Below are 22761 nucleotides of genomic sequence, written 5' to 3' on the forward strand. Positions count from 1 at the left end.
GCCTCGGTAGGCTCGGGGAGTGATCAACATGGCCGACGGGATCGCGCGCCTGGACGCGCTGACCCGCTCGCCGGTCGTGTCGGCCCTCGGCCGGGCGTTCGCCGCAGCCGGCCACGACCTCGCGGTCGTCGGCGGGCCGGTGCGCGACCTGCTGCTCGGGCGGGCGACGCACGACCTCGACTTCACGACTGACGCGCGCCCCGACGAGATCCTGCGGATCGTCGTGCCGATCAGCACCGCCCACTGGGACATCGGTCGCGAGTTCGGCACGATCGGCGCGCGCATCCGCGACAGTGAGACCGGCGTCGCCGAGCAGGTCGAGATCACGACCTACCGCGCCGACAGCTACGACGGCACGACGCGCAAGCCGACCGTCGAGTTCGGCGACACGCTCGAGGCCGACCTCGTCCGCCGCGACTTCACGATCAACGCCATGGCGCTGCGCGTGCCCGGCCGCACGCTGGTCGACCCGACCGGCGGCGTCGAAGACCTGCTGGCACGGCGCCTGCGCGCCCCCGTCGACCCCGCCGTCAGCTTCGGCGACGACCCGCTGCGCATGCTGCGCGCCGCGCGCTTCGCGGCACAGCTCGGGTTCGACGTCGACCCCGCGACGGTCGACGCGATGGCCGAGCTGCGCGAGACGCTCGAGATCGTGAGCCCCGAGCGCATCCAGGGCGAGCTCATCCGCCTGCTGCAGACCGATGACCCCGTGCGCGGCATCCGACTGCTCGTCGAGACGGGGCTGATGGCGCAGTTCCTGCCCGAGATCCCCGCTCTGCGCCTCGAGGTCGACGAGCACCACCACCACAAGGACGTGTACGAGCACTCGCTCACCGTGCTGCGCCAGGCAATCGAGCTGGAGCGGGCACGCACCCCGGATGCAGCGCCCGACGTGACGCTGCGGCTCGCGGCGCTGCTGCACGACATCGGCAAGCCGTCCACCCGCAAGCTCGAGCACGGCGGCATCGTCACGTTCCACCACCACGACGTGCGGGGCGCACGGATGGCGCGCAAGCGGCTGCGCGACCTGCGCTTCGATTCCGCGACGACGGATGCTGTCAGCCTGCTGATCGAGCTGCACCTCCGGTTCTTCGGCTATGCCGAGGGCGCCTGGACAGACTCGGCGGTGCGCCGGTACGTCAGGGATGCCGGTACCGAGCTCGATCGCCTGCACATCCTCACCCGGGCCGACGTGACCACCCGCAACCGGCGCAAGGCCGCGACCCTGTCCAGCGCGTACGACGACATCGAGCGGCGCATCGCCGAGCTGCGCGAGCAGGAGGAGCTCGACGCCATGCGGCCCGAGCTCGACGGCAACCGCATCCAGGAGGTGCTGGGCATTCCGCCGGGCCGCGAGGTGGGTGACGCGTACCGGTTCCTCCTCGAACTGCGCCTGGACGAGGGACTGCTCGGAACGGATGCCGCGGAGCAGCGCCTGCGCGACTGGTGGGCCGCGCGGGGATGACCGTTGTCCCGCCCGCGCGGCGCCGCGCCGACCTACACTGGAGCACACATCCCCGACGTCGATCGGAGCCCGGATGTCATCGCCATGGTCGCAGCGACGCGACGTGTCTCCCGAGACATCGCGTCTACTCATCGAGCGCGCGCATGAAGAGCTCGTATCGGGCAATCCCGCCGATCAGCGTCTGCTCGACGTCCGCCCGCTCGTGCGCGAATCGTGGCGCCGATCTCTGGCCAGTCTCGTCGGCGCCGAGAGTCCGCCGCGGCTGGAGCTGAGCATCCGCGAGCTCGAGGATTACCGCCGCGCCCATCCCCTCGCCGGCGTCATGGACATGGTGCGTGCCCTCCTTCTTCCGGGCGAAGCCGAGGAGTCGGGCGTGATCGTCGCGATCGGCGACGCGGCCGGGCGGCTGCTCTGGGTCGAGGGCGACCGGCACCTGCGGTCACTGACCGACGACATGGGGTTCGTGGCGGGGTCGAACTGGTCGGAGCAGGCGGTGGGCACCTCTGCCCCCGGCACTGCCCTCACCCTCGATCGATCGGTGCAGATCCGCGGCGCCGAGCACTTCAACCGGCTCGTCGCGCCGTGGTCGTGCACCGCCGCGCCGGTGCACGACCCCGAGACGCGGCGCATCGTCGGTGTGATCGACGTGACCGGCGGTGTCGAGGCGGTCACCCCGCAGGCGCAGATGCTCGTGGATGCCACGGCCCGGGCGATCGAGGGTGAGCTCCTGGTGGCTCGGCTGAGGTCGCGCTCCCAGACGCTTCCCGCACGACGCCGCGGACCGAGTCGCCCGGTCGCGGCGCGGGCGACCCTGCGCGTGCTCGGACGAGACCGGGCGCAGCTCGAAGCGGCCGGCGAGGGCAGCGAGACGGTGATCGAGCTCACCGCCCGCCATGCCGAGATCCTCCTCATGCTCGCGACGCACCCGCACGGGCTCTCGGCCGAGCATCTCGGCGAGCTGGTCTACGGCGAACCCGGCGCGGCCGACACCCTGCGACCCGAGCTCGTGCGCCTCCGGAAGGTGCTGGAGCGGGTGGCGCCACAACTTGTGCCGACATCCCGTCCCTACCGGCTCACCGTTGCGCTCGAGACCGACGCGCAGAACGTGATCTCGCTCCTGGATCGCGGCGCCCACCGCGTCGCGCTCGCTGCGTACCGGGGCCCGGTGCTGCCTGACTCGGTCGCCCCGGGCGTCGAGCAGCTGCGCGAGACGGTGCGCACGGCGCTGCGCGAAGCGCTCATGGCCGAGGCGGGCGTCGACGTGCTCGTCGCTTTCGCCGACACGGCCGAAGGTGCCGACGATGTCGAGCTGCTGCGCCTGTGCCTCGAGATGCTGCCCGCGCGTTCCCCGCGTCGCGCGGGCCTCGTCGCGCGGATCGAGCGCCTCGAGGCGTGAGCCGCGTTTCGCCCCCGCAGCTACGAGTGCAACGCGATGCAACGTCCTGCGGCGTAGCGTCCGAGCATCCGCGCGACACCGCCAGTCGCGCTTCATGACCCGTCGAAGGAGACAGCATGACCATCGTCGAAGAGGGCGTCTCGAGCGTCTACGCAGCACCCAACACCCGGGGCGCGGTCGCCGACTACCGCCCGCGCTACGGCCACTACATCGCCGGCGAGTTCGTCGACCCGGTGAAGGGCCAGTGGTTGGAGAATCCGTCGCCGGTCACCGGCAAGACCTTCACCGAGGTCGGTCGCGGGACAGTCGAAGACATCGACCGCGCAGTGGATGCCGCGTGGGAGGCGTTCGCGACGTGGGGAAAGACGAGTCCCACCGAGCGCAGCAACGTACTGCTGAAGATCGCCGACCGCATGGAGGCGAACCTCGAGAAGATCGCCGTCGCCGAGACGTGGGAGAACGGCAAGCCGGTCCGCGAGACCCTGGCCGCCGACATCCCGCTCGCGATCGACCACTTCCGCTACTTCGCCGGCGTGCTCCGTGCACAGGAGGGCGGCATATCGCAGCTCGACGAAGACACGGTCGCCTACCACTTCCAGGAACCGCTCGGTGTGGTGGGCCAGATCATCCCCTGGAACTTTCCCATCCTCATGGCGGTCTGGAAGCTCGCACCCGCGCTCGCCGCAGGCAACTGCATCGTGCTCAAGCCCGCCGAGCAGACGCCGGCGTCGATCCTGTTCCTGATCGACATCATCGGCGACCTGATCCCGCCGCGAGTCCTGAACATCGTCACCGGCTTCGGCATCGAGGCCGGGGCACCGCTGGCCTCGCACAACAAGATCCGCAAGATCGCGTTCACCGGAGAGACCACCACCGGGCGCCTGATCATGCAGTACGCGTCGCAGAACCTGATCCCGGTCACCCTCGAGCTCGGTGGCAAGAGCCCGAACGTCTTCTTCGAAGACGTCGCCCGGGGCAACGACTCGTTCTACGACAAGGCACTGGAGGGCTTCTCGTTCTTCGCGTTGAACAACGGCGAGGTCTGCACGTGCCCGTCGCGCGCCCTCATCCAGCGGTCGATCTACGACCAGCTGCTGGGTGACGGCATCGAGCGCGTCAAGGCCATCACACAGGGCAACCCGCTCGACCCCGCGACGATGATCGGCGCGCAGGCGTCCAACGATCAGCTCGAGAAGATCCTGAGCTACATCGACATCGGCAAACAGGGTGGGGCCAAGCTCTTGATCGGCGGCGATCGCGTCGACCTCGGCGGAGACCTCAGCGAGGGTTACTACGTACAGCCGACGATCTTCGAGGGCACGAACGACATGCGGATCTTCCAGGAGGAGATCTTCGGACCGGTGCTGTCGGTCACGTCGTTCAACGACTTCGACGACGCAATCTCGATCGCCAACGACACGCTGTACGGCCTCGGCGCCGGCGTGTGGAGCCGCGATATGAACACCGCGTACCGCGCGGGCCGGGCGATCCAAGCCGGCCGCGTCTGGACGAACACGTACCACCAGTACCCCGCGCACGCGGCGTTCGGCGGCTACAAGCAGTCGGGCATCGGCCGCGAGAACCACCTGAAGATGCTCGACCACTACCAGCAGACGAAGAACCTGCTGGTGTCGTACGCCGAGGGCCCGATGGGCTTCTTCTAAACCGGCGCACCGGTCACCGTCTCCCCTCGCGGGGTGGAACTCGCGGGGGGAGTCACGGGAAATGCACAGAGGAGGGAAACAGATGGTCTCGATCGGCACCTACCAACGCGTCGACGTCACGGAGGCGGCGGGCGAGCTCCTGCGCGAACTCACCGTCACGTACGGGCCGCTCATGTTCCATCAGTCGGGCGGATGCTGCGACGGCAGCGCACCCATGTGCTACCCCGTCGGCATGTTCATCACCGGGCCGAGCGACGTGCACCTGGGCACCCTCGAGGTGCCCGGACTCGGCCCGATCGAGGTCTTCATCTCCGAGGCCCAGTTCGAATACTGGAAGTACACGCACATCACGATCGACGAGGTCCCGGGGCGCGGCGCCGGCTTCTCGGTGGAAGGGCCGACCGGTCACCGCTTCATCATCAGATCGAGGATGCTGAACTCCGCCGAGCTGGAATACTTCGGCCTCGGGCCGGAGGTCTGAGCGGCCCCTACAGCCAGCCGTTCTGCTCGGCTATGCGCGCGGCGTCGGCGCGGTTGCGCCCGGCGGTCTTGCCGATCGCGCTCGACAGGTGATTGCGCACCGTGCCCTCCGACAGGTGAAGGATGCGCGCGATGTCGGCGATCGAACCGCCGGTGCGCGCGGCCTCCAGCACGTCGGTCTCGCGCTCGGTGAGCGGCGAATCGCCCTGAGCGAGTGAGGTCGCCGCCAACGTGGGGTCGACCACGCGAAGCCCGCGATGCACGCGGCGGACAGCATCCGCGAGCTCCGTCGCCGGGGTGTCCTTGACGACGAAGCCCGCCGCGCCGGCCTGCATGGCTCGCTTGAGGTACCCGGGGCGGCCGAAGGTCGTCACGATGATCACCCGGCACGCGGGCATGGCGGCGCGCAGCTCGGCCGCCGCGGCGATCCCGTCGATGCCGGGCATCTCGATGTCGAGCATCGCGACGTCGGCGCGAGCGGCGAGTGCGGCGGCGCGCACCTCGTCGCCGCGCCCGACCTCGGCGACGACCTCGATGTCGGGCTCGAGCCCGAGGAGCGCTGACAGCGCGCCGCGGACGAGGGCCTGGTCATCGGCGATGAGAAGGCGGATGGATGCTGCGCTCCCGGAGGACGCGCCACCGGAGGACGCGCCACCGGTGGCCGCAGCATCCGATCCTGCACTCACAGCGACACCCGCAGGCTGAAGCCGCCGAGGTCGCTGCGACCGACGGTCATGCGGGCGCCCGCGGCCTCGACGCGCTCGCGCAGGCCGGCGAGTCCGGTGGATGACCCCGCACTGGTGCTCGGCCCGACGCCGTCGTCGGCGATCTCGATCTCGCGCGGGCCGAGCGTGACGCGGCAGAGGTGCGCGTGCGAATGCCGGACGACGTTGGTCACGCCCTCGCGGACCACCCAGCCGGCCAGTTCGCGATGCGAGGAGGGGATGCTGTCGGTCGATGACGGCAGGTCGGGCTCGATGCCCGCCGCATCCAGCGCCGAACGGGCCGCGGCCAGCTCGCCGCTGATGTTCACTCCGCGGAATCCGGCGACTGTCGCCCGCACGTCGGCGAGCGCGCCTCGCGCCAGGCCCTCGACCTCTGCGATCTCGGAGCGCGCCCGTGCCGGATCGGCGTCGACGAGCCGGCCCGCGAGCTCTGCCTTGACGGTGATCACGGTGAGCGAGTGCCCGAGGATGTCGTGCAGGTCGCGGCCGACGCGATTGCGCTCGCGCTCGACGGCCAGGCTCTCCAGCTGCGACTGCGTCGCGCGCAGCTGGTTCATCGCCGCCGTGGTGCGGGCGAACGCGGCCATCATGAGCGAGATCGAGACGATGATCGCGGGGAGCCAGAGGATGCCTTCGCTCCAGCCGTAGGAGAAACCCTCGGCCAGTAGCGCCGCGGCGCCGAGCGCCAGGATCGCCGGCCACGTGACCGCCCACCGCAGCACGCTCATGCCGACGAGCACTCCGACATAGGTCCAGGCGCCGACCACGCCCCACCCGATCCAGGGGAACAGCGTGAACGACAGGGCGAGCAGTCCGGCGCACACGAGTAGGCGGCCTCGCCGCGGCAGCGACCACGCCAGCGGTGCGCCGACGAGGAAGGCGAGTCCGAACACGACGACGAGCGCCACGCCGAGGACGGCGGAGGCGACCGAGCCGGAGGCTGCGACGACGTCCTGGGCGATGGTCACCAGCCAGATCGTGGCGATCGCCCCGCCGGTGTACCAGCTGACGGCGCCGCGCGAGAAGAGCAGCTCGCGCAGCGAGCCGCCGCTCGGCGTCGAGGCCACGGACGGCGGGCGGATAGGCCAGTCCGGGCCGGCGTCACGATCTCGGCGATCGCGCAGCTCGGCATCCATGTGCCTCACCCTAGAACCGCCGCCCGGCATCGGTCAGACGCGCTTCGTGTCGCGCCGGAACGCCCACGCCGTGCCGGCGACGAAGATCGCGAGCCAGACGATGGCGTTGACGATCCAGAGCAGGTCGACTGATTCGCCGGTGAGGGGTGCGCGGGCGATCTGGCTGATGCCGTACACGGGCGTGAATGCGGCGATCGTCTGCATGAAGTCGGGCATTCCGCTGACCGGGTAGAACAGCCCGCCGATGAAGGCGAACAGCACGATCGCGAGGCTCGTGATCTGGGCCGCGTTCTCACCCGGAACCAGGTAACCGACCAGCAGGCCGAGCGCGGTGAACACGGCACCGGCGAGGATCCAGCCCACGAGGCCCGTCGAGAGCCACTGCAGGACCGACAGCTGGATGCCGCAGATCGCGCCGGCCGCGAAGGTCGCCACCACCGCGAACAGCCCCATGAGCATGCCCGCGATCATCTTGATGACCACGTTGACGAACGGATTGAGCGGGGTGAGGCGCAGCTGCCGGCTCCAGCCCTGCGCGCGTTCGACGGCGACGGCCGCACCGGTCTGGGTGGCCGACATCATGGCGCCGTACATCGCCATCGACACCATGATGTAGGCGCCGACCGACGGACCGCCCTGGGCGATCGGGGTCGCCGTGAGCGGTTCGTCCTTGAGGGGCAGGCCGATGATGAGGAACATGACGATCGGGAAGAGGATCGTGAAGATGAGCGTCCGGCGGTTGCGGAGCTTCCGTTTCAGCTCGATGCCGAGGTAGGTGAGGTTGAACCCGCCGAAGGGCAGCACCCGACGGTCGAGCGCGACGCGGTCGGTCGCGGTGGTGGCTGGAGCGGTCATGACCGGTACCCTTCGGGAGTGGTGGATTCAGCGGAAACGGATGGCGGAGCATCCGATGTCAGCGCGAGGAACACGCTCTCGAGATTCTGCGCGGTGACCTCGACGTCGTGCGCAGGGGTCTGCGTGAGGAGGTGGCGGACGAGGGTGTCGGAGTCTTTCGTGTGGATCACGACCCGGTCGCCCTTGAGCTCGACCTGGTCGACGCCCGGCATCGCTCCGAGCCCGAGCTGATCTGCGCCGGGGAGGGTGGCCCGCACGACGCGTCCGGAGACCAGATTCTTGATGGATGCTGTGGTGCCGTCCGCGACGATGCGTCCGCGGCTCATCAGCACGATGCGGTCGGCGTACTCGTCGGCCTCTTCGAGATAGTGCGTGGCGAACAGCACCGTGCGACCGCGCGCCGCGTCGGCGCGGATGGCGTTCCAGAACGAGCGACGGCCTTCGACGTCCATGCCGGTCGTGGGCTCGTCGAGGATCAAGAGACCGGGGTCGGACAGGAGCGCCATCGCGAACCGGAGGCGCTGCTGCTGACCGCCCGAGCAGAGGCCCACCCGCCGGTCGGCGACTTCGGTGATTCCTGCCCGCTCCATGACCTCCGCGACCGGCCGGGTGTCGGCGAACAGGCTCGCGGTCAGATCCAGCGTCTCGCGCACCGAGATGTCTTTGAGCAGCCCGCCGGTCTGCAGCACGGCCGAAACCAGGCCGTGGGCGATCGCGGAGCGCGGCGACTCGCCGAACACCTCGACCGTGCCGCCGTCCGGGGCCGAGAGGCCCAGGAGCATGTCGATCGTCGTGGTCTTGCCTGCACCGTTCGGGCCGAGGAAGGCGACGATCTCGCCCTGGGCGACGTGCAGGTCGACGCCGGTGACGGCCTTGACCGACCCGAAGCTCTTGACGAGGCCCGAGGCGGCGACAGCGGAGGGGCCGTGACCGGCGGAGGGGGGCGTCTTCAGTGGTGCGGGCGTGGTGTCCATGGCTTCATGCTCCCGCCCATCGGGACGCGATGCCCGGCCCGTGCGTCACGACCTGGGGGTGACATTCGTCATGGACATACTTCTCGCCCGCGCGTGCCCGAGGTGAGCGATGTGCTCGTGGCCCGAGCATCCGACGCAGCAATCCGAGAGTTTCGGTCTCGTTACGAAACCCGTAAGCGTTTGGCCGGAATGCACGTCGCAGGAATGATAGCCGGAGGGCTGCGCCTTCCCGACGCCGCCGACTCCTTCACAGCAGAGGTTGCACTATGTCACTGCACCACACTGGGCGCGGCCGTCTCGGCCTCGCCATCGGGGCGCTCGGCGCCTCGGCCGTCCTCCTCGCCGGCTGCGCCGGTGGCGGCGGCGGTACCTCGTCCGACGGCGGCGCGTCCGGCGATCCGATCATCGTCGGCACCACCGACAAGATCACCTCGATCGACCCGGCCGGCTCGTACGACAACGGCTCGTTCGCCGTCATGAACCAGGTCTACCCGTTCCTGCTCAACAGCAAGTACGGCACGGCCGATGTCACCCCCGACATCGCCGAGTCGGCCGAGTTCACCTCGCCCACCGAGTACACGGTGAAGCTCAAGTCCGGCCTGAAGTTCGCAAACGGCCACGACCTGACCTCGTCAGACGTCAAGTTCTCGTTCGACCGCCAGGTCGCGATCGCCGACCCGAACGGCCCCTCGTCGCTTCTGGGCAACCTCGACAGCGTGGCCGCGCCCGACGACACGACCGTCGTCTTCACGCTGAAGAAGGCCAACGACCAGGTCTGGCCCCAGATCCTGTCGAGCCCCGCCGCTCCGATCGTCGATGAAGAGGTCTTCGCCGCCGACGCGGTGACCCCCGACGACGACATCGTGAAGGGCAACGCGTTCGCCGGCCAGTACGTCATCGACTCGTACAAGGTGAACGAACTCATCTCGTACAAGCCGTACGCCGACTACCAGGGCAACCTCGGTGCCGCCGAGAACGCAGGAGTCACCGCCAAGTACTACGCCGACTCGTCGAACCTCAAGCTCGACGTCTCGACAGGGGCGATCGACACTGCGTTCCGCAGCTTCAGCGCGACCGACATCGCAGACCTGGCCACCAACAAGGACGTCAAGGTCGTCGACGGTCCTGGCGGCGAGATCCGCTACATCGTGTTCAACTTCAACACGATGCCGTTCGGCGCATCGACGCCCGAGGCCGACCCGGCCAAGTCGCTGGCCGTCCGTCAGGCAGCCGCCGACCTCGTCGACCGCGCCGCGATCGCGAAGGACGTCTATAAAGACACCTTCTCCCCGCTCTACTCGTACGTGCCCCAGGGCCTCACCGGAGCCAACACCGCCCTCGAGGGCCTTTACGGCGACGGCAACGGCGGCCCTGACCTCGACAAGGCGAAGGCAGTCCTCGCGGCCGCCGGCGTCACGACCCCCGTCGTGCTCAACCTGCAGTACAACGGTGACCACTACGGCCCGTCGTCCGCCGATGAGTACGCGGCGATCAAGACGCAGCTCGAGACCGGCGGGCTGTTCACCGTCAACCTCGCCCAGACGGAGTACGTCACGTATTCCAAGGAACGTGTGGCAGACGCGTACCCCGAGTACCAGCTCGGCTGGTTCCCCGACTACTCGGATGCCGACAACTACTTGGCCCCGTTCTTCGCCGAGAAGAACTTCCTCGCGAATCACTACGCGAACCCAGAGGTCCAGCAGCTGATCACCGAGCAGGCGAGCGAGACCGACGCGACAGCGCGGGCGGCCACGATCGGTAAGATCCAAGACCTCGTGGCCGCGGATCTGTCGACGCTTCCGCTCCTCCAGGGCAAGCAGGTCGCCGTGGTGGGTGCCGATGTGCAGGGCGCAGTGCTCGACGGCTCGTTCAAGTTCCGCTACGCGCCGATCCACAAGTAGTCGATCCACTAGAAGCAGTGCATCGCGCGGCCGGGGGCCGGTTCCCGTTTCGGAACCGGCCCCCGTACGCGCACGCGGCTGAGTAAGGTCTCCCCATGGTCACTGCGATCGACGATCCCGTCTCCGCGAAACCCGTCACCGCAACCCGCGGCGGTCTCTGGCGATACATCGCGGTGCGGCTGCTGCTGATCATCCCGACGGTCTTCATCCTGGTGACGCTCGTCTTCCTGCTGATGCGCCTGACGGGCGATCCGATCACCGCGGCCCAGGGCGGCCGCCTTCCCCCCGACCAGCTGGCCGAGCGCATCCATGCGGCCGGTTACGACCGGCCCATCATCGTCCAGTACCTCGAGTACCTCGGCGGCATCCTCCGCGGCGACTTCGGCACCACGATCACCGACAACCGTCCGGTGACCCAGATCCTGCTCACCTACGGCAGTGCGACCCTCGAGCTGGCGTTCTACGCGCTCATCGTCGCCTTCATCGTCGGCATCCCGTTCGGGCTCATCGCGGCCTACCGTCGCGACCGCTGGCAGGATGCGGTGCTCCGCATCACGGCGATCCTCGCGTACGCCACCCCCATCTTCTTCGTCGCCCTCCTGCTCAAGCTCGTCTTCTCGGTGTGGCTGCAGGTGCTGCCTGTCGCCGGCAGGGCATCCACCCGCACCGAGCTGAAGCTGCAGGGGCTCGACGCGCCATCCGGCATCTATCTCATCGACGCGATCCGCCTCGGCGACCCCGCCGCCATCGGCGACGTGCTCTGGCACGCCGTACTCCCCGGCCTCGCCCTCGGCCTGCTCACGGCGGGCATCTTCCTGCGCCTCGTGCGCACGAACGTGATCAGCACGCTCGACGCGCAGTACGTCACCTCCGCCCGGTCGCGCGGCGTCCGCAACTTCCGTCTCGTCACCACCCACGCCTACCGCCCCGCCCTCATCCCGATCATCACGGTGATCGGCCTGCAGGTGGGGCTCCTGCTGGCGGGTGCCGTGCTCACCGAGAGCGCCTTCGAATGGAAGGGGATCGGCTTCATGCTGTCGGACTACCTGAAAGCCCGAGACTTCGTCGCGGTGCAGGGCATCGTCGTGATGATCGCCGTGATCGTCGCCCTCACCAACTTCATCGTCGACGTGATCGCGGCGCTCATCGACCCGAGGGTGAGGTACTGACATGTCGGATGCCGCGACCTCCGCCGCCCCGTCTCCGAACCCGCCCGCGAACGCGCTGACCACCCGCAAAGTGCCCCTGCGTGAGCGCATCCCCGTGATCTCGCAGCTGCTCCTCAGCGTCGGACTCCAGCGCGGGATGCTGGTGGTCGGCCTCGTCATCACCGCGATCTTCATCATCACCGCGATCTTCGCGCCGTTGATCGCGCCGTACGGCTACGCCCAGCGCGGGGTCGACGGGGTCGATTTCGGAACGACGCAGCCACCGAACCCGATCAACCTGCTGGGAACCACGGTGAGCGGGTTCGACGTGCTGTCGCGCACCATCTGGGGCGCCCAGACCGCGATCCTCGTCATCATCGCCGCCGTCGCGTTCTCGATCTTCCTCGGCATCTTCCTCGGTCTCGTCAGCGGCTACTTCGGCGGCTGGCTCGATCGCGTGCTCGTCGTGATCTGCGATGCGATCTACGCCTTCCCGTCGCTGCTGCTGGCGATCGTCATGTCGATCGTGATCAGCAAGGGTCAGTCCACGCTGGTCGGCGGCATCCTCTCGGCGGCGATCGCGATCACCGTCGTGTTCGTCCCGCAGTACTTCCGCGTCATCCGCGCCGAGGTCGTGCGCGTGAAGGCCGAGCCGTTCGTCGAGTCGGCACGGGTGATCGGCGTGCCCACCGCACGCATCCTCGTCCGGCATGTGCTGCGCAACTCCACCCGCTCGCTGCCGGTCGTGGTCACCCTGAACGCCTCGGAGGCGCTGCTGACCCTCGCCGGCCTCGGCTTCCTCGGGTTCGGCATCGAGCCCACCGCCGCCGCCGAGTGGGGATACGACCTCAACCGCTCGGTCGCCGACGTCTCCAGCGGCGTGTGGTGGACCGCCGTTCCCCCGGGCCTCGCGATCGTGCTCGTGGTGCTCGGAATCACGCTCGTCGGCGAGAGCCTCAACGACCTGAGCGACCCGCGTCTGCGCCGTCGCCGTTCGGCCGCGAAGTCGGCGAAGGCTGCGAAGAAGGATGCCGCGCACGGCGCGAGCGGCACCCCGATCGCATCCGGGCCATCGCCGGTGCCTACTGCAGGAGGTGCCTCATGACCCCGATCGCCACCGGCGCCGCGGCGACCGGCGAGAACGTCGCCCGCATCGACGACCTGCGGGTGCAGTTCGCGACCGACGGCGAACCGCTCGTCGCGGTCGCCGGCATCTCACTCGAGGCGCGCGCAGGCGAAGTGCTGGCGATCGTCGGCGAGTCGGGTTCGGGCAAGACCGTCACCGCGAACACGCTGCTGGGTCTCCTTCCCGAGACGGCGACCCTTTCGGGGGCGGTCATCGTGCGGGGCCGCGACGGTGGTGAGACCGACATCGTGCATGCGACAGCATCCGAGCTCCGTGCGATGCGGGGTCGCGATGCGGCGATGGTGTTCCAGGAGCCCTCGACCGCACTGAACCCCGTGTTCACCGTCGGCTTCCAGATCGCCGAGGGCCTGCACGCGCATGAGAAGCTCTCGAAGTCCCAGGCCAGGGCCAAGGCGGTCGACATCCTGCGGCGGGTCGGCATCCCCGATCCCGAGAAGCGGGTCGACGACTACCCGCACCAGTTCTCGGGGGGCCAGAAGCAGCGCGTCGTGATCGCGATGGCGCTCGTGCTCGATGCCGGACTCATCATCGCTGACGAGCCCACCACCGCGCTCGATGTGACCGTGCAGGCCGAGATCCTCGAGCTGCTGCGCACCTGTCGCGACGAGTTCGGCGCCACGATCGTGCTCATCACGCACAACATGGGGGTCGTCGCCGACCTCGCCGACCGCGTGGTCGTCATGAACCACGGCGAGATCGTCGAGCAGGCGCCGGTGCGCGAGCTGTTCGCGAACCCGCGCGAGGAGTACACCCGCGAGTTGCTCGCCGCCGTCCCGCACGTCGGGCGAGGCAAGAGCGCCCACCAGGATCCCGCGGCGCCGGCCCCCGTCGCCCCGCCGGCCGGAAGCCTCGTGGTCGCCACCGACGTCCAGATCGGCTATCCGGGTCGGTTCGGCTCGGCCGGCGTGGTGGCGGTCAAGGGCGTGAGCTTCTGGATCGCGCCCGGCGAGGTCCTCGGCCTCGTCGGCGAGTCGGGCTCGGGCAAGACCACGATCGGCCGCGCCATCGTGGGGCTGACCGAGGTGCTCGACGGGTCGCTCACCGTGCTCGGCACCGAGATGCGCAACGCGAAATCGCGCCACCTCACGAAACTGCGCCCCGACATCGGCTTCGTCTTTCAAGACCCGGCCACCAGCTTCAATCCGCTGCTGACCATCGCGGAGTGCATCGCCGAGCCGCTCGTCGTGCACCGTCGCGCGGGCAGCCCCCGCGCCGCGCGCCAGCGCGTGAACGAACTGCTGGATGCTGTCCGTCTGCCCGTCGCGTTCGGCGACCGGTACCCGCACGAGCTGTCCGGCGGGCAGCGCCAGCGCGCGTCGCTCGCGCGCGCGCTCGCGCTGGGCCCCAAGCTCCTGATCGCGGATGAGCCGACCAGCGCCCTCGACGTGTCGGTGCAGGCGCGGGTGCTGCAGCTGTTCGCCGACCTGCAGCGCGACCTCGGGTTCGCCTGCCTGTTCATCAGCCACGATCTCGCCGTCATCGACGAGGTCGCCGACCGGGTCGTGGTGCTGCGGGGCGGCACGGTGCGTGAGCAGGGCACCACGGTGCAGGTGCTCACGCACCCGCAAGACGACTACACCCGGCGGCTGCTGGCCTCGCTCCCCGTGCCCGATCCGGTCGAGCAGGAGAAGCGCCGGGAGCTGTGGCGGACGACGCGGGGGGTGTGACGCGTGTCAGGCGATGACGGCGGCGCCATTGACGAGACCGGCACCGCGTTGCGCTTCGCCTCGTCGGAGCGGGTGAAGGCTTTCACCGACGCGGTGGTCGCGATCGCGATGACGCTCCTGATCCTCCCGCTCCTCGACACGATCGGCGAAGCGGCCACCGAGAACCAGACCACCCTCGAGTGGCTGCAGCAGAACTCCGGGTCGCTGTTCGTGTTCGTGCTGAGCTTCGTGATCATCGCCAACTTCTGGACGAGCCATCACCGGCTGTTCGCCCGCGTCGAGCACGTTTCGGAGGGACTGCTGTGGATCACGATCGCGTGGATGCTCACGATCGTCTGGCTGCCGGTGGCCACCTCGATGACCGGTCAGATGGAGTCGGACGCCCTGCAGCGCACCCTGTACATCGGGTCGATGGCCATCACCAGCATCCTGCTCTTCAGCGCCCGTCTCTATCTGAGGCGGCATCCGCAGCTGCACGACATCCGGGCCTCCGACCTGCGTCGCGGGCTCGTCGCCGACGTCGCAACGGCGATCATGTTCGTGGTGTCGCTTGCGGTCGCGGTGATCTTCCCGACGGTCGGCTACGCGGCGCTCTTCCTGATGTTCCTGGTCGGGCCGCTGCACACGCTCGGCATGCGGATCATCGGCGATCCGCGCCCGGAATGATCGCGGCGGATGCTCAGCGGTTGATCCCGTCGGCGTCCCAGCTCAGATCCGCACCCTCTTCCAGGCGGAAAGCCTCCACGAGAGGGTCGGCGACCAGTGCGCGGATGAGATCGGAGCCGCCGGCGACGATCGTCGAGTCGTAGTCGACCTCGGTCACCATGATCCAGGCGCGGTCGGCCGGCCACACGAGGCTGGGCGACTCTGCGGCCGGATCGAGTCCGAGGCGCTCGCGCTCGGGGTCGCGCCAGGGGACGACCGCCGCCCATTCCGGATCGGCGAGTTCATCGACGCCGCCGCGGAAGAGGATGTGGTCGCGGCCGGGCAGGCGAAGCCGCGGGCCGCGCGAGATCCCGTCGGAGAGAGTGCCGGGCTGCCACGTCGGCTGCCCGAGGACCGTATTGAAGGAATCGTGGATGCTCCGCCCCAGCATCGCGTTGTGCTGGGCGTAGACCGCGGCGTCCGCTGCGCGGCGCTGCGCATCGTCGGGTGTGAAGGCAGGACCGGGCTCGTCCTGCGCGGCGAGCTGCATGAACGTGCGGCCGGGGCTCTGGCCGAAGAAGCCGGTCAGTCCACCCCAGCCCTCCCAGATCGCGACGAACACGTCGGCCGGGGTCGACGTGTTGGCGGCGAGGTGGGTCGCAACGTCCGCCACCAGATCGGCGTCGAGCTGTCCGGGTGTCGGCGCCTCGAACTCACGACCGTCCGGCGCGAGGGCGTGCTGCCAGTCGCCGCTGCCGGCCGGTGTCCGCACGAGGCGGTTCCACTGCGCCTCGGCGTGCACGGCGGTGCCGAAGGCCCGTGCGGTCTCGGCCCACGACGTCGGGCTGTAGACCATCGCATCGCTCAGCCGGCGCTGCTCGGCCTCCGGCATCCGCACCCATTCCTCTTGCGTCGGAACCGGGCGCCCGGGTAGCACGACGACGTGCGGGCGGTGCAGCACGCGGGCGTAGGCGGGGAACCCGCGCGGCACGACGGCGTGCATCGACGATGACGGCCCGGCGTCGAGGCGTTCGCGGATCCAGTCGCCGTGGCCGACCTGGTCGGTCCATTCCATGCGTTCCACCCCCTGCGGTGATCGAGTAGCGAGCTCTGCGAGCTCCCTGCGGTGATCGAGTAGCGAGCTCTGCGAGCGTATCGAGATCCGCCGAACTGACGTAGTACGCGGGTCCGAGGGATCTCGATACGGCGCTGGCGCGCCTACTCGATCTCCGCCGGGGGACGGCGCTGGCGCGCCCACTCGCTCACCGCGAAGGGGCCCCGACGTGCGCGACCTCGCGCTGCAGCCACGCACGGTAGCGATCCACGCTCCACCCCGACTGCTCCACGAGCTGCTGGTAGCTCTCCGGGGACAGCAGGAACGACAGCACGTCGGCCATGGCCTCCACATCGACCTCGTCGCCGACGATGTCGCGCCCGAAGAGCCCGCGTCTGGTGAGCTCCGACGCGAACGCCCGGTAGTCGGCGGCCCGCCGCTGCAGGATGACTTTGAGCGCGTCGGCCACCACGGCGTCGGACAGCGCAGCGCCCAGCAGCACCGTCCACAGCGCATGGCTGCGGGAGTTCGCTGTCGTGATGCGCTGTATCACCGCCTCGACGAAGACGTCGTCGGCGATGTCGTAGATCCCCTGTCCGAGTTCCGTGTCGGCGAGAGCATCCACTCCCTCCGATCCCGAGAAGTTCACCTCGAACGCCGCGAGCAGCAGCTCCGCCTTCGAGGCTGCGGCCTTCACCGTCTCGGTGGAGACCTCCGCCTCTCGCGCGATCGCGGCCATCGTGGTCGCCTGGTACCCGCTGGATGCGAACAGTCGCGCGGCCGCCGTGACGACCCGCCGACGCGTCTGTGCGGCCTGGCGCTCACGGTGGACCGACCGGTAGGCGCGCGTCGGCTCTTCGACGGGTGTCACTATTGACTAACCTCCCGGTGTGGTGAATACTCTGTCAGGTAAATCAAATCTACGACAGAGAGCCCATCATGTCCACGTACCTCCTCACCTGCACTCCCGCCCATGGGCACGTCATGCCCCTGCTCGCCGTGACGCGTCACCTCGTCGCCGACGGCCACAGCGTGCGCTTCCTCACCGGGTCGCGCTACGCGGAGCGGGTACGTGCCGCCGGCGCAGTGTTCCTTCCCCTGCCCGCGGAAGCAGATATCGATCTCGACGATGCGGATGCCGCCTTCCCCGACCGTCGCGGGCTCACCGGCCCCGCGGCCCTGCGCTACGACATCGTGAACCTGTTCCTGCGACCCGGTCGCGCACAGTACGACGCCCTGACGCGGGCGCTCGCCGAGGTGCCGACCGCCGCAGTGCTGACCGAACAGCTCTTCATCGGCGCAGGTCTCCTGGCCGAGCTCCCACGTGACACCCGCCCGCCCGTCGTCGTGCTCGGCATCTTCCCGCTCGGAGTCGCCAGCGCAGACACCGCGCCCTTCGGGCTCGGCGTCGCGCCGCTCGGCGGCATCGCGGGGCGCGTCCGCAACGCGGTGCTCACCTTCGTCGCCGAGAAGATCGTGTTCGGCCCGGTGGCGAAAGAGGCGGCTGCGGTGTACCGCGAGGTGGTCGGCGTGAGCCCGCGTCGATTCGTCCTGGATTGGGCGAGCGGAGCAGATGCCCTCGTGCAGTTCACCGTGCCCGAATTCGAGTACCCGCGCTCCGATCTGCCCGAGATGGTGTCGTTCGTCGGGCCCCTTCCTTCGCCCGCGGGTGGCGGCGACCTCCCCGAGTGGTGGGGCGAGCTGGACGGGCAGCGCCCCATCGTGCACGTCACGCAGGGCACGGTCGCCAACGCCGATGTCACACAGCTGTTCATTCCCGCGATGCGAGGGCTCGCAGCATCCGATGCCCTCGTCGTCGTGTCTACCGGCGGTCGCCCGATCGACGTGCTCGGCGAGCTGCCTGGCAACGTCCGCGCCGCGGAGTACCTGCCGTACGACCGGCTGCTGCCGCTCGTGGACGTGATGGTGACCAACGGCGGGTACGGCGGAGTGCAGCAGGCGCTCAGCCACGGCATCCCGCTCGTGGTCGCCGGTCAGACCGAAGACAAAATCGAGGTCTCTGCGCGCATCGGCTGGTCGGGTGCCGGCGTCAACCTGAAGACGAGCACACCGACGGCGGATGCTGTCGCTGCGGCCGTCGACCGGGTGCTCGGCGATCCCTCGTTCCGGGCGAACGCGCAGCGCATCGGCGGGGCGATCGCCGCGGCTCCGGGCCTAGCCGGCCTGGACTCGGTGCTCGCGAACCTCGGTGCGGCAGAGGTGCTTCGCTGATTCGGGGGATCTCGATACGCTCGCAAGCTCGCTACTCGATCACCGCCCAGCGGCGGATCTCGATACGCTCGCTGGCGCTCGGTCGATGCAGTAGACTACGAAGGTTGCCCGGGCACTGCCGCATTCGCGTCGGCGCTCGAGCACGTGCACACACCCTCCTGCTTCCGGGAAATGCCCGGAAGCCGTTCTAGTCCGAAGGAGGTGGGTTAGTGACGCACCAGTACGAACTCATGGTCATCCTCAGCCCCGAGCTGGATGAGCGCACCGTGGCCCCGAGCCTCGATAAGTTCCTCAAGGTCATCACCAATGATGGCGGTTCGATCGACAAGGTCGACGTCTGGGGAAAGCGCCGTTTCGCATACGAGATCGACAAGAAGACCGAGGGCATCTACGCCGTCGTCAACTTCACGGCGACCAGCGAGGCAACGCAGGAGCTCGATCGTCAGCTGAAGCTGAACGAGACGGTCATGCGCACCAAGGTGCTCCGCGCCGAGGAGGCCATCGCTATGGTCGCCGCAGAGGCTGAGCGCTCCGCCGAGAAGGCCGCCCGCAAGGCAGCCCGCCCGGCCAAGATCGCCGCATCGGCCGCTGCTGCATCCGGCGCTGCTGCTGTGTCGGGCTCTGCGAAGCAGGACGCGTAACGCGCATGGCCGGCGAGACGATCATCACCGTCGTGGGCAACCTCACGGCTGATCCCGAGCTGCGCTACACGCAGGGCGGACTCCCCGTCGCGAACTTCACGATCGCGTCGACGCCCCGCAACTTCGACCGTGCCTCCAACGAGTGGAAGGACGGCGAAGCGCTGTTCCTGCGCGCGTCGGTCTGGCGCGAGTTCGCGGAGCACGTCGCCGGTTCGCTGACGAAGGGCTCGCGCGTCATCGCGACCGGGCGCCTGAAGCAGCGGTCCTACGAGACGAAGGAAGGCGAGAAGCGCACTTCCATCGAGCTCGAGGTCGACGAGATCGGCCCCTCGCTCCGCTACGCGACCGCACAGGTCACGCGCGCGGCATCGACCGGCGGATCGGGTGGCGGGCAGTCCCGCGGCCAAGTCGCCGACCAGCCGTGGTCGACCCCCGGGTCATCCAGCGCTCCTGCAGCAGCCGGTGGAGCCGACGCCTGGAGCGCCCCCGGCGCTTACGGCGACGACACGCCGTTCTGATCTCGATACGGCGCTAGCGCGCCTACTCGATCACCGCATCCGGAAAGCCTCGACACGAGGCAGCCGGACAGCACCGACACGAAGCATCCGGAACGCCTCGACACGAGGCATCCGACTCTTTCAAGAAAGAAGAAACCATGGCTGGAAAGTCAAGCGGCGACCGCCGCAAGCCGCGGAAGGGTGGCAAGGTCACCGCTCCCGCGAAGCCGACCCGCGTCGGCGTCATCGACTACAAGGATGTCGCCACGCTTCGCAAGTTCATCTCGGAGCGCGGGAAGATCCGCGCCCGTCGTATCACCGGTGTCTCCGTGCAGGAGCAGCGTCTCATCGCCCGCGCCATCAAGAACGCGCGCGAGATGGCGCTTCTGCCCTACGCCGGCGCCGGCCGCTAAGGAGCACCATGTCGAAGCTGATTCTCACGAACGAGGTCGCCGGGCTCGGTAGCGCCGGTGATGTCATCGAGGTCAAGGACGGGTACGCCCGCAACTACCTCATTCCCCAGGGCTTCGCCGTGGCCTGGAGCCGCGGCGGCGAGAAGCAGGTCGCGTCGATCCGCGCGGCCCGCGAATCGCGTGCCATCCACGTCCACGAAGAGGCTGTCGCCCTCAAGGACGCTCTCGAGTCGAACAAGGTCAAGCTGAACGTCAAGGCGGGTGCCGAAGGGCGCCTGTTCGGCGCAGTCAAGACCGGCGACATCGCCGACGCCGTCAAGGCCGCAGGCCTCGGCGACCTCGACAAGCGCAAGATCCACATCACCGCGCCGATCAAGGCCGTGGGCGAGCACGAGGCGACCGTTCGCCTCCGTGACGACCTCACCGCCGTGATCACGCTGCAGGTGGTCGCAGCGAAGTAGCCCTCTCGGAGGGCATGACGGATGCCTCGGACTCGATCGAGTCCGAGGCATCCGCCTTTTCGCGCCCCGCGAAGCGGGAGGTGAGCCGTTCCAGGCACGGCCGGCTCACCCCGCGCTCACGCGGTGCGGCGCCGCGCCAGAAGCGCCCCGCATCCACCTGCGATGAGGACGAGCCCCATCAGCACGGCGGCCAGGCCGCTTGTCCCCCCTGTTGCGGCGAGCTGGGTGACCCGCGTGGCGGCCACAGCCGCCATGGGTGCCGAAGCCGCAAGCGCGGTCGGCGTGGTTCCCGGGGTTCCATTGGTTCCCGGGGTTCCCGGGGTTCCCGGGGTTCCGGGGGTTCCCGGGGTTCCCGGGGTTCCCGGGGTTCCCGGCGTGCCGGGGTTTCCCGGCGTGCCGGGGTCAGTGGGCGTTCCCGGGGTTCCACTCGTCGGGTCGCCGATGAGCGTGATCGCGTTGCCCCCGATCGTGATCGGCAGCGTGACGCCGGCGATCAGCTGGCTTCCCCCACCGACCGATCCGTTTCCGCCGGTGACCGCGTCGGTCGTGCCTCCAGCTGTCGGCGACGTCGAGGCGCCGTCTGTGGTAGCCGGGTCGCCGATCAAGGTGATCGCGTTGCCGGTGACCGCGACCGGGGCCACGACGTCGGCGAGCACCTGGGTGCCGCCCAGCACGCTGTCGGCGCCGGTCGTGGAGGCCGCCGACGGCGACTCCGCAACACGGGCGGCCGGCGCAGCCGCAGGTGCGTCCGCGACCGCGGAGTCGCCGATCAGGGTGATCGCGTTGCCGGTGACCGTGATCGGAACGGTGATGTCGGGCGCGACTTGGCTCCCGCCGCCGATGGACTGGTCGCCCGATGTCACGGCGACATCGGACGGGACCGGACCAGCGGGTGCTGCGGGGGCCGCCGCATCCGTCGCCCCCACTGTGCTGTCACCGATGATCGATACAGCGTTGCCGACGACGGCCAGCGGCGCCTGCACGGTGGCGACGATCTGACTGCTCGAGAGCGACCCGTCGTCTCCGGTGGTCTCGGCCGCGTTGGCGACCGTTGCGCTGAGGAGGGTGATCCCCCCGTCGATGAGCGTGCCCCAGAGGGCTCGCTTGAGCATGGTGCGCATGATTTCTCCCTTTGAATTGCAATGACTGAGGATGCGCGCAGACGCGCGCGATGGACGCATGCCGCAAGAAGGCGGCCGCGTCCGGATCAGTCGGGAGAGACGTCCGTAGAGGCAATGGGTGCCGGGGGCACTCGGTCGTTCGTCGGGCCATGTCGACGCACCCAGGCACGGTGTGCGGCGAGCGGCCCGCGCGCGACGAGCGCGGCGGCGCCTGGTCCGGATGCTGATCCGGACGAGAACACTCCTGCCGGGGCGCAGAGCCCCACCAGGAGTGCAGAGAGAGCCCCTGCTCCGCCGGCGGTTGCCAGGGCGGAGAAGGAGGCAGAGACGGAGGAGACGACGGATGCCGCGGCATCCCCCATCGACGTCAGAAGCGTGGCCGCGACCAGCCCGGGAACCGCCAGAGCGCGAAGAACGGGGGCGGATGCGGGGCTGGAGTGCGAGGTGAGCGCCGGCAGGAGAGCGTCGGCCCCGGATACCCACGGCAGTCCGGGGAGACCGCCGTGGGGCGGCACAGCACCGGAGATCGTGCCGGGAGTGGAGCCGACGATGGTGCCGAGGGCTCCGGTCGTCGTGCCCAGGGTGTGGTCCACGGTCCGGGCCACCGCGTGCGCGGCGTGTCCGACGCCCAATGCGGACGCGACATCGCCGACGACGGGAACGCTCTCGACGGTGGAGACAAGGGGGTCGGCGACCGTGCCGACGACGCCGGACGACGCGATGTCTGTCACCGGCTCAGCGACTGCGCCGACGGTGTCGGTCACTGCCTGAACGACCGGAACCGCGGCATCGACAACGGGTGCCGCCGGCGGCACAACCGTCGTGACGGTCGAGACGGCGGTGGAGACGACCTCCGAGACCGTGGCCGTCGCAGTGCCTGCGACGGTGTCGAGCGTGTTGTCCACAGCGCCCGTGAGCGTGTCGGTGACTCCGCCCAGTAGGCCACCCCGATCGTCATCGGCGGCGTGCGCCCCGCCCGATCCCCATCCGAGGGTCAGCGTGAGGAGCACCCAGGCGAACGCGACGCAGAAGCCTGCGAGTGCGAGCATCCAGACCCGAGTCAGGGGCTTCGCCTCGATCACCACGTTCACCTCCTACGTCGAAAAAAACGTCGTCGTCGTTTTGCGAGAACGCCGACT

22 protein-coding genes are annotated in these 22761 nt (G+C 69.2%); 14 read left to right on the top strand and 8 right to left on the bottom strand.

Going from position 1 to position 22761, the window contains the following annotated elements; genetic code table 11:
- Positions 1-19 precede the first annotated feature (19 nt).
- The 4 genes from ACFE6Z_RS12060 to ACFE6Z_RS12075 all read left to right on the top strand — a co-directional run bounded on the left by ACFE6Z_RS12060 (position 20) and on the right by ACFE6Z_RS12075 (position 5006).
- Positions 20-1465, top strand: a complete 1446-nt coding sequence (locus ACFE6Z_RS12060; RefSeq protein ID WP_375385936.1) for a CCA tRNA nucleotidyltransferase — start codon at positions 20-22, stop codon at positions 1463-1465.
- A gap of 73 nt (positions 1466-1538) precedes the next feature.
- A complete protein-coding gene (locus ACFE6Z_RS12065; RefSeq protein WP_375385937.1) occupies positions 1539-2861 on the top strand; it encodes a GAF domain-containing protein in 1323 nt (440 codons plus the stop codon).
- Between the two features lie 116 nt (positions 2862-2977).
- Positions 2978-4525, top strand: a complete 1548-nt coding sequence (locus ACFE6Z_RS12070) for an aldehyde dehydrogenase family protein (protein ID WP_375385938.1) — start codon at positions 2978-2980, stop codon at positions 4523-4525.
- Positions 4526-4607: 82 nt separating this feature from the next.
- Complete coding sequence (locus ACFE6Z_RS12075; protein WP_375385939.1) at positions 4608-5006, top strand: DUF779 domain-containing protein; 399 nt, start codon at positions 4608-4610, stop codon at positions 5004-5006.
- A gap of 7 nt (positions 5007-5013) precedes the next feature.
- Here ACFE6Z_RS12075 and ACFE6Z_RS12080 read toward each other — a convergent pair whose 3' ends face one another.
- The 4 genes from ACFE6Z_RS12080 to ACFE6Z_RS12095 all read right to left on the bottom strand — a co-directional run bounded on the left by ACFE6Z_RS12080 (position 5014) and on the right by ACFE6Z_RS12095 (position 8695).
- A complete protein-coding gene (locus tag ACFE6Z_RS12080; RefSeq protein ID WP_375386064.1) occupies positions 5014-5616 on the bottom strand; it encodes a response regulator in 603 nt (200 codons plus the stop codon).
- 71 nt (positions 5617-5687) lie between these two features.
- Complete coding sequence (locus ACFE6Z_RS12085; RefSeq protein WP_375385940.1) at positions 5688-6866, bottom strand: sensor histidine kinase; 1179 nt, start codon at positions 6864-6866, stop codon at positions 5688-5690.
- Positions 6867-6899: 33 nt separating this feature from the next.
- Complete coding sequence (locus tag ACFE6Z_RS12090) at positions 6900-7721, bottom strand: ABC transporter permease (protein WP_375385941.1); 822 nt, start codon at positions 7719-7721, stop codon at positions 6900-6902.
- Positions 7718-8695, bottom strand: coding sequence for an ABC transporter ATP-binding protein (locus tag ACFE6Z_RS12095; RefSeq protein WP_375385942.1), 978 nt, complete (start codon positions 8693-8695; stop codon positions 7718-7720). Before ACFE6Z_RS12095 ends, ACFE6Z_RS12090 begins: the two co-directional genes overlap by 4 nt.
- A gap of 266 nt (positions 8696-8961) precedes the next feature.
- Between ACFE6Z_RS12095 and ACFE6Z_RS12100 the strand changes: the two genes are divergently transcribed.
- The 5 genes from ACFE6Z_RS12100 (at position 8962) to ACFE6Z_RS12120 (ending at position 15224) form a co-directional block, all read left to right on the top strand.
- The gene (locus tag ACFE6Z_RS12100) at positions 8962-10596 is read left to right on the top strand and encodes an ABC transporter substrate-binding protein (RefSeq protein WP_375385943.1); all 1635 of its coding nucleotides are present in this window, start codon (positions 8962-8964) and stop codon (positions 10594-10596) included.
- Between the two features lie 95 nt (positions 10597-10691).
- Complete coding sequence (locus tag ACFE6Z_RS12105) at positions 10692-11765, top strand: ABC transporter permease (protein WP_375385944.1); 1074 nt, start codon at positions 10692-10694, stop codon at positions 11763-11765.
- A 1-nt stretch (position 11766) separates the two neighbouring features.
- Positions 11767-12849 carry an ABC transporter permease gene (locus ACFE6Z_RS12110; protein WP_375385945.1) on the top strand — a complete coding sequence of 361 codons (1083 nt, stop codon included), beginning with the start codon at positions 11767-11769 and terminating at the stop codon, positions 12847-12849.
- On the top strand, positions 12846-14558 hold the full coding sequence (locus ACFE6Z_RS12115) for a dipeptide ABC transporter ATP-binding protein (RefSeq protein WP_375385946.1): 1713 nt from the start codon (positions 12846-12848) through the stop codon (positions 14556-14558). Before ACFE6Z_RS12110 ends, ACFE6Z_RS12115 begins: the two co-directional genes overlap by 4 nt.
- A gap of 3 nt (positions 14559-14561) precedes the next feature.
- On the top strand, positions 14562-15224 hold the full coding sequence (locus ACFE6Z_RS12120) for a TMEM175 family protein (protein WP_375385947.1): 663 nt from the start codon (positions 14562-14564) through the stop codon (positions 15222-15224).
- 13 nt (positions 15225-15237) lie between these two features.
- On the opposite strand, the gene ACFE6Z_RS12125 is transcribed toward ACFE6Z_RS12120, so the two are convergent.
- A complete protein-coding gene (locus ACFE6Z_RS12125) occupies positions 15238-16278 on the bottom strand; it encodes a hypothetical protein (RefSeq protein WP_375385948.1) in 1041 nt (346 codons plus the stop codon).
- A 187-nt stretch (positions 16279-16465) separates the two neighbouring features.
- Positions 16466-17128, bottom strand: coding sequence for a TetR/AcrR family transcriptional regulator (locus ACFE6Z_RS12130; protein WP_375385949.1), 663 nt, complete (start codon positions 17126-17128; stop codon positions 16466-16468).
- A 68-nt stretch (positions 17129-17196) separates the two neighbouring features.
- On the opposite strand from ACFE6Z_RS12130, the gene ACFE6Z_RS12135 reads away from it, so the two are divergent.
- The 5 genes from ACFE6Z_RS12135 to rplI all read left to right on the top strand — a co-directional run bounded on the left by ACFE6Z_RS12135 (position 17197) and on the right by rplI (position 20501).
- Positions 17197-18489 (top strand): glycosyltransferase, encoded by a 1293-nt coding sequence (locus ACFE6Z_RS12135; RefSeq protein ID WP_375385950.1) that lies wholly within the window; start codon positions 17197-17199, stop codon positions 18487-18489.
- Positions 18490-18698: 209 nt separating this feature from the next.
- Complete coding sequence (gene rpsF / locus ACFE6Z_RS12140; RefSeq protein WP_375385951.1) at positions 18699-19130, top strand: 30S ribosomal protein S6; 432 nt, start codon at positions 18699-18701, stop codon at positions 19128-19130.
- A gap of 5 nt (positions 19131-19135) precedes the next feature.
- Positions 19136-19648, top strand: coding sequence for a single-stranded DNA-binding protein (locus ACFE6Z_RS12145; protein ID WP_375385952.1), 513 nt, complete (start codon positions 19136-19138; stop codon positions 19646-19648).
- A 137-nt stretch (positions 19649-19785) separates the two neighbouring features.
- Positions 19786-20040, top strand: a complete 255-nt coding sequence (gene rpsR / locus ACFE6Z_RS12150) for a 30S ribosomal protein S18 (protein WP_314503248.1) — start codon at positions 19786-19788, stop codon at positions 20038-20040.
- A gap of 8 nt (positions 20041-20048) precedes the next feature.
- On the top strand, positions 20049-20501 hold the full coding sequence (gene rplI / locus ACFE6Z_RS12155) for a 50S ribosomal protein L9 (RefSeq protein ID WP_375385953.1): 453 nt from the start codon (positions 20049-20051) through the stop codon (positions 20499-20501).
- Positions 20502-20617: 116 nt separating this feature from the next.
- On the opposite strand, the gene ACFE6Z_RS12160 is transcribed toward rplI, so the two are convergent.
- The gene (locus tag ACFE6Z_RS12160) at positions 20618-21613 is read right to left on the bottom strand and encodes an LPXTG cell wall anchor domain-containing protein (RefSeq protein WP_375385954.1); all 996 of its coding nucleotides are present in this window, start codon (positions 21611-21613) and stop codon (positions 20618-20620) included.
- Between the two features lie 95 nt (positions 21614-21708).
- The gene (locus ACFE6Z_RS12165) at positions 21709-22707 is read right to left on the bottom strand and encodes a hypothetical protein (protein WP_375385955.1); all 999 of its coding nucleotides are present in this window, start codon (positions 22705-22707) and stop codon (positions 21709-21711) included.
- Between the last annotated feature and the right edge of the window lie 54 nt (positions 22708-22761).

This window comes from uncultured Microbacterium sp., assembly GCF_964244775.1.
In the GTDB taxonomy this organism is placed as follows: domain Bacteria; phylum Actinomycetota; class Actinomycetes; order Actinomycetales; family Microbacteriaceae; genus Microbacterium.

Bases quoted from the DNA above. Each gene is read 5' to 3' on its own strand.
- ACFE6Z_RS12095 (WP_375385942.1), bottom strand. From the start codon at position 8,695: ATGGACACCACGCCCGCACCACTGAAGACGCCCCCCTCCGCCGGTCAC.
- ACFE6Z_RS12105 (WP_375385944.1), top strand. From the start codon at position 10,692: ATGGTCACTGCGATCGACGATCCCGTCTCCGCGAAACCCGTCACCGCA.
- ACFE6Z_RS12075 (WP_375385939.1), top strand. From the start codon at position 4,608: ATGGTCTCGATCGGCACCTACCAACGCGTCGACGTCACGGAGGCGGCG.
- ACFE6Z_RS12085 (WP_375385940.1), bottom strand. From the start codon at position 6,866: ATGGATGCCGAGCTGCGCGATCGCCGAGATCGTGACGCCGGCCCGGAC.
- ACFE6Z_RS12070 (WP_375385938.1), top strand. From the start codon at position 2,978: ATGACCATCGTCGAAGAGGGCGTCTCGAGCGTCTACGCAGCACCCAAC.
- ACFE6Z_RS12110 (WP_375385945.1), top strand. From the start codon at position 11,767: ATGTCGGATGCCGCGACCTCCGCCGCCCCGTCTCCGAACCCGCCCGCG.
- ACFE6Z_RS12090 (WP_375385941.1), bottom strand. From the start codon at position 7,721: ATGACCGCTCCAGCCACCACCGCGACCGACCGCGTCGCGCTCGACCGT.
- ACFE6Z_RS12160 (WP_375385954.1), bottom strand. From the start codon at position 21,613: ATGCTCAAGCGAGCCCTCTGGGGCACGCTCATCGACGGGGGGATCACC.
- ACFE6Z_RS12065 (WP_375385937.1), top strand. From the start codon at position 1,539: ATGTCATCGCCATGGTCGCAGCGACGCGACGTGTCTCCCGAGACATCG.
- ACFE6Z_RS12115 (WP_375385946.1), top strand. From the start codon at position 12,846: ATGACCCCGATCGCCACCGGCGCCGCGGCGACCGGCGAGAACGTCGCC.
- rplI (WP_375385953.1), top strand. From the start codon at position 20,049: ATGTCGAAGCTGATTCTCACGAACGAGGTCGCCGGGCTCGGTAGCGCC.
- ACFE6Z_RS12145 (WP_375385952.1), top strand. From the start codon at position 19,136: ATGGCCGGCGAGACGATCATCACCGTCGTGGGCAACCTCACGGCTGAT.
- ACFE6Z_RS12135 (WP_375385950.1), top strand. From the start codon at position 17,197: ATGTCCACGTACCTCCTCACCTGCACTCCCGCCCATGGGCACGTCATG.
- rpsR (WP_314503248.1), top strand. From the start codon at position 19,786: ATGGCTGGAAAGTCAAGCGGCGACCGCCGCAAGCCGCGGAAGGGTGGC.
- ACFE6Z_RS12100 (WP_375385943.1), top strand. From the start codon at position 8,962: ATGTCACTGCACCACACTGGGCGCGGCCGTCTCGGCCTCGCCATCGGG.
- ACFE6Z_RS12125 (WP_375385948.1), bottom strand. From the start codon at position 16,278: ATGGAATGGACCGACCAGGTCGGCCACGGCGACTGGATCCGCGAACGC.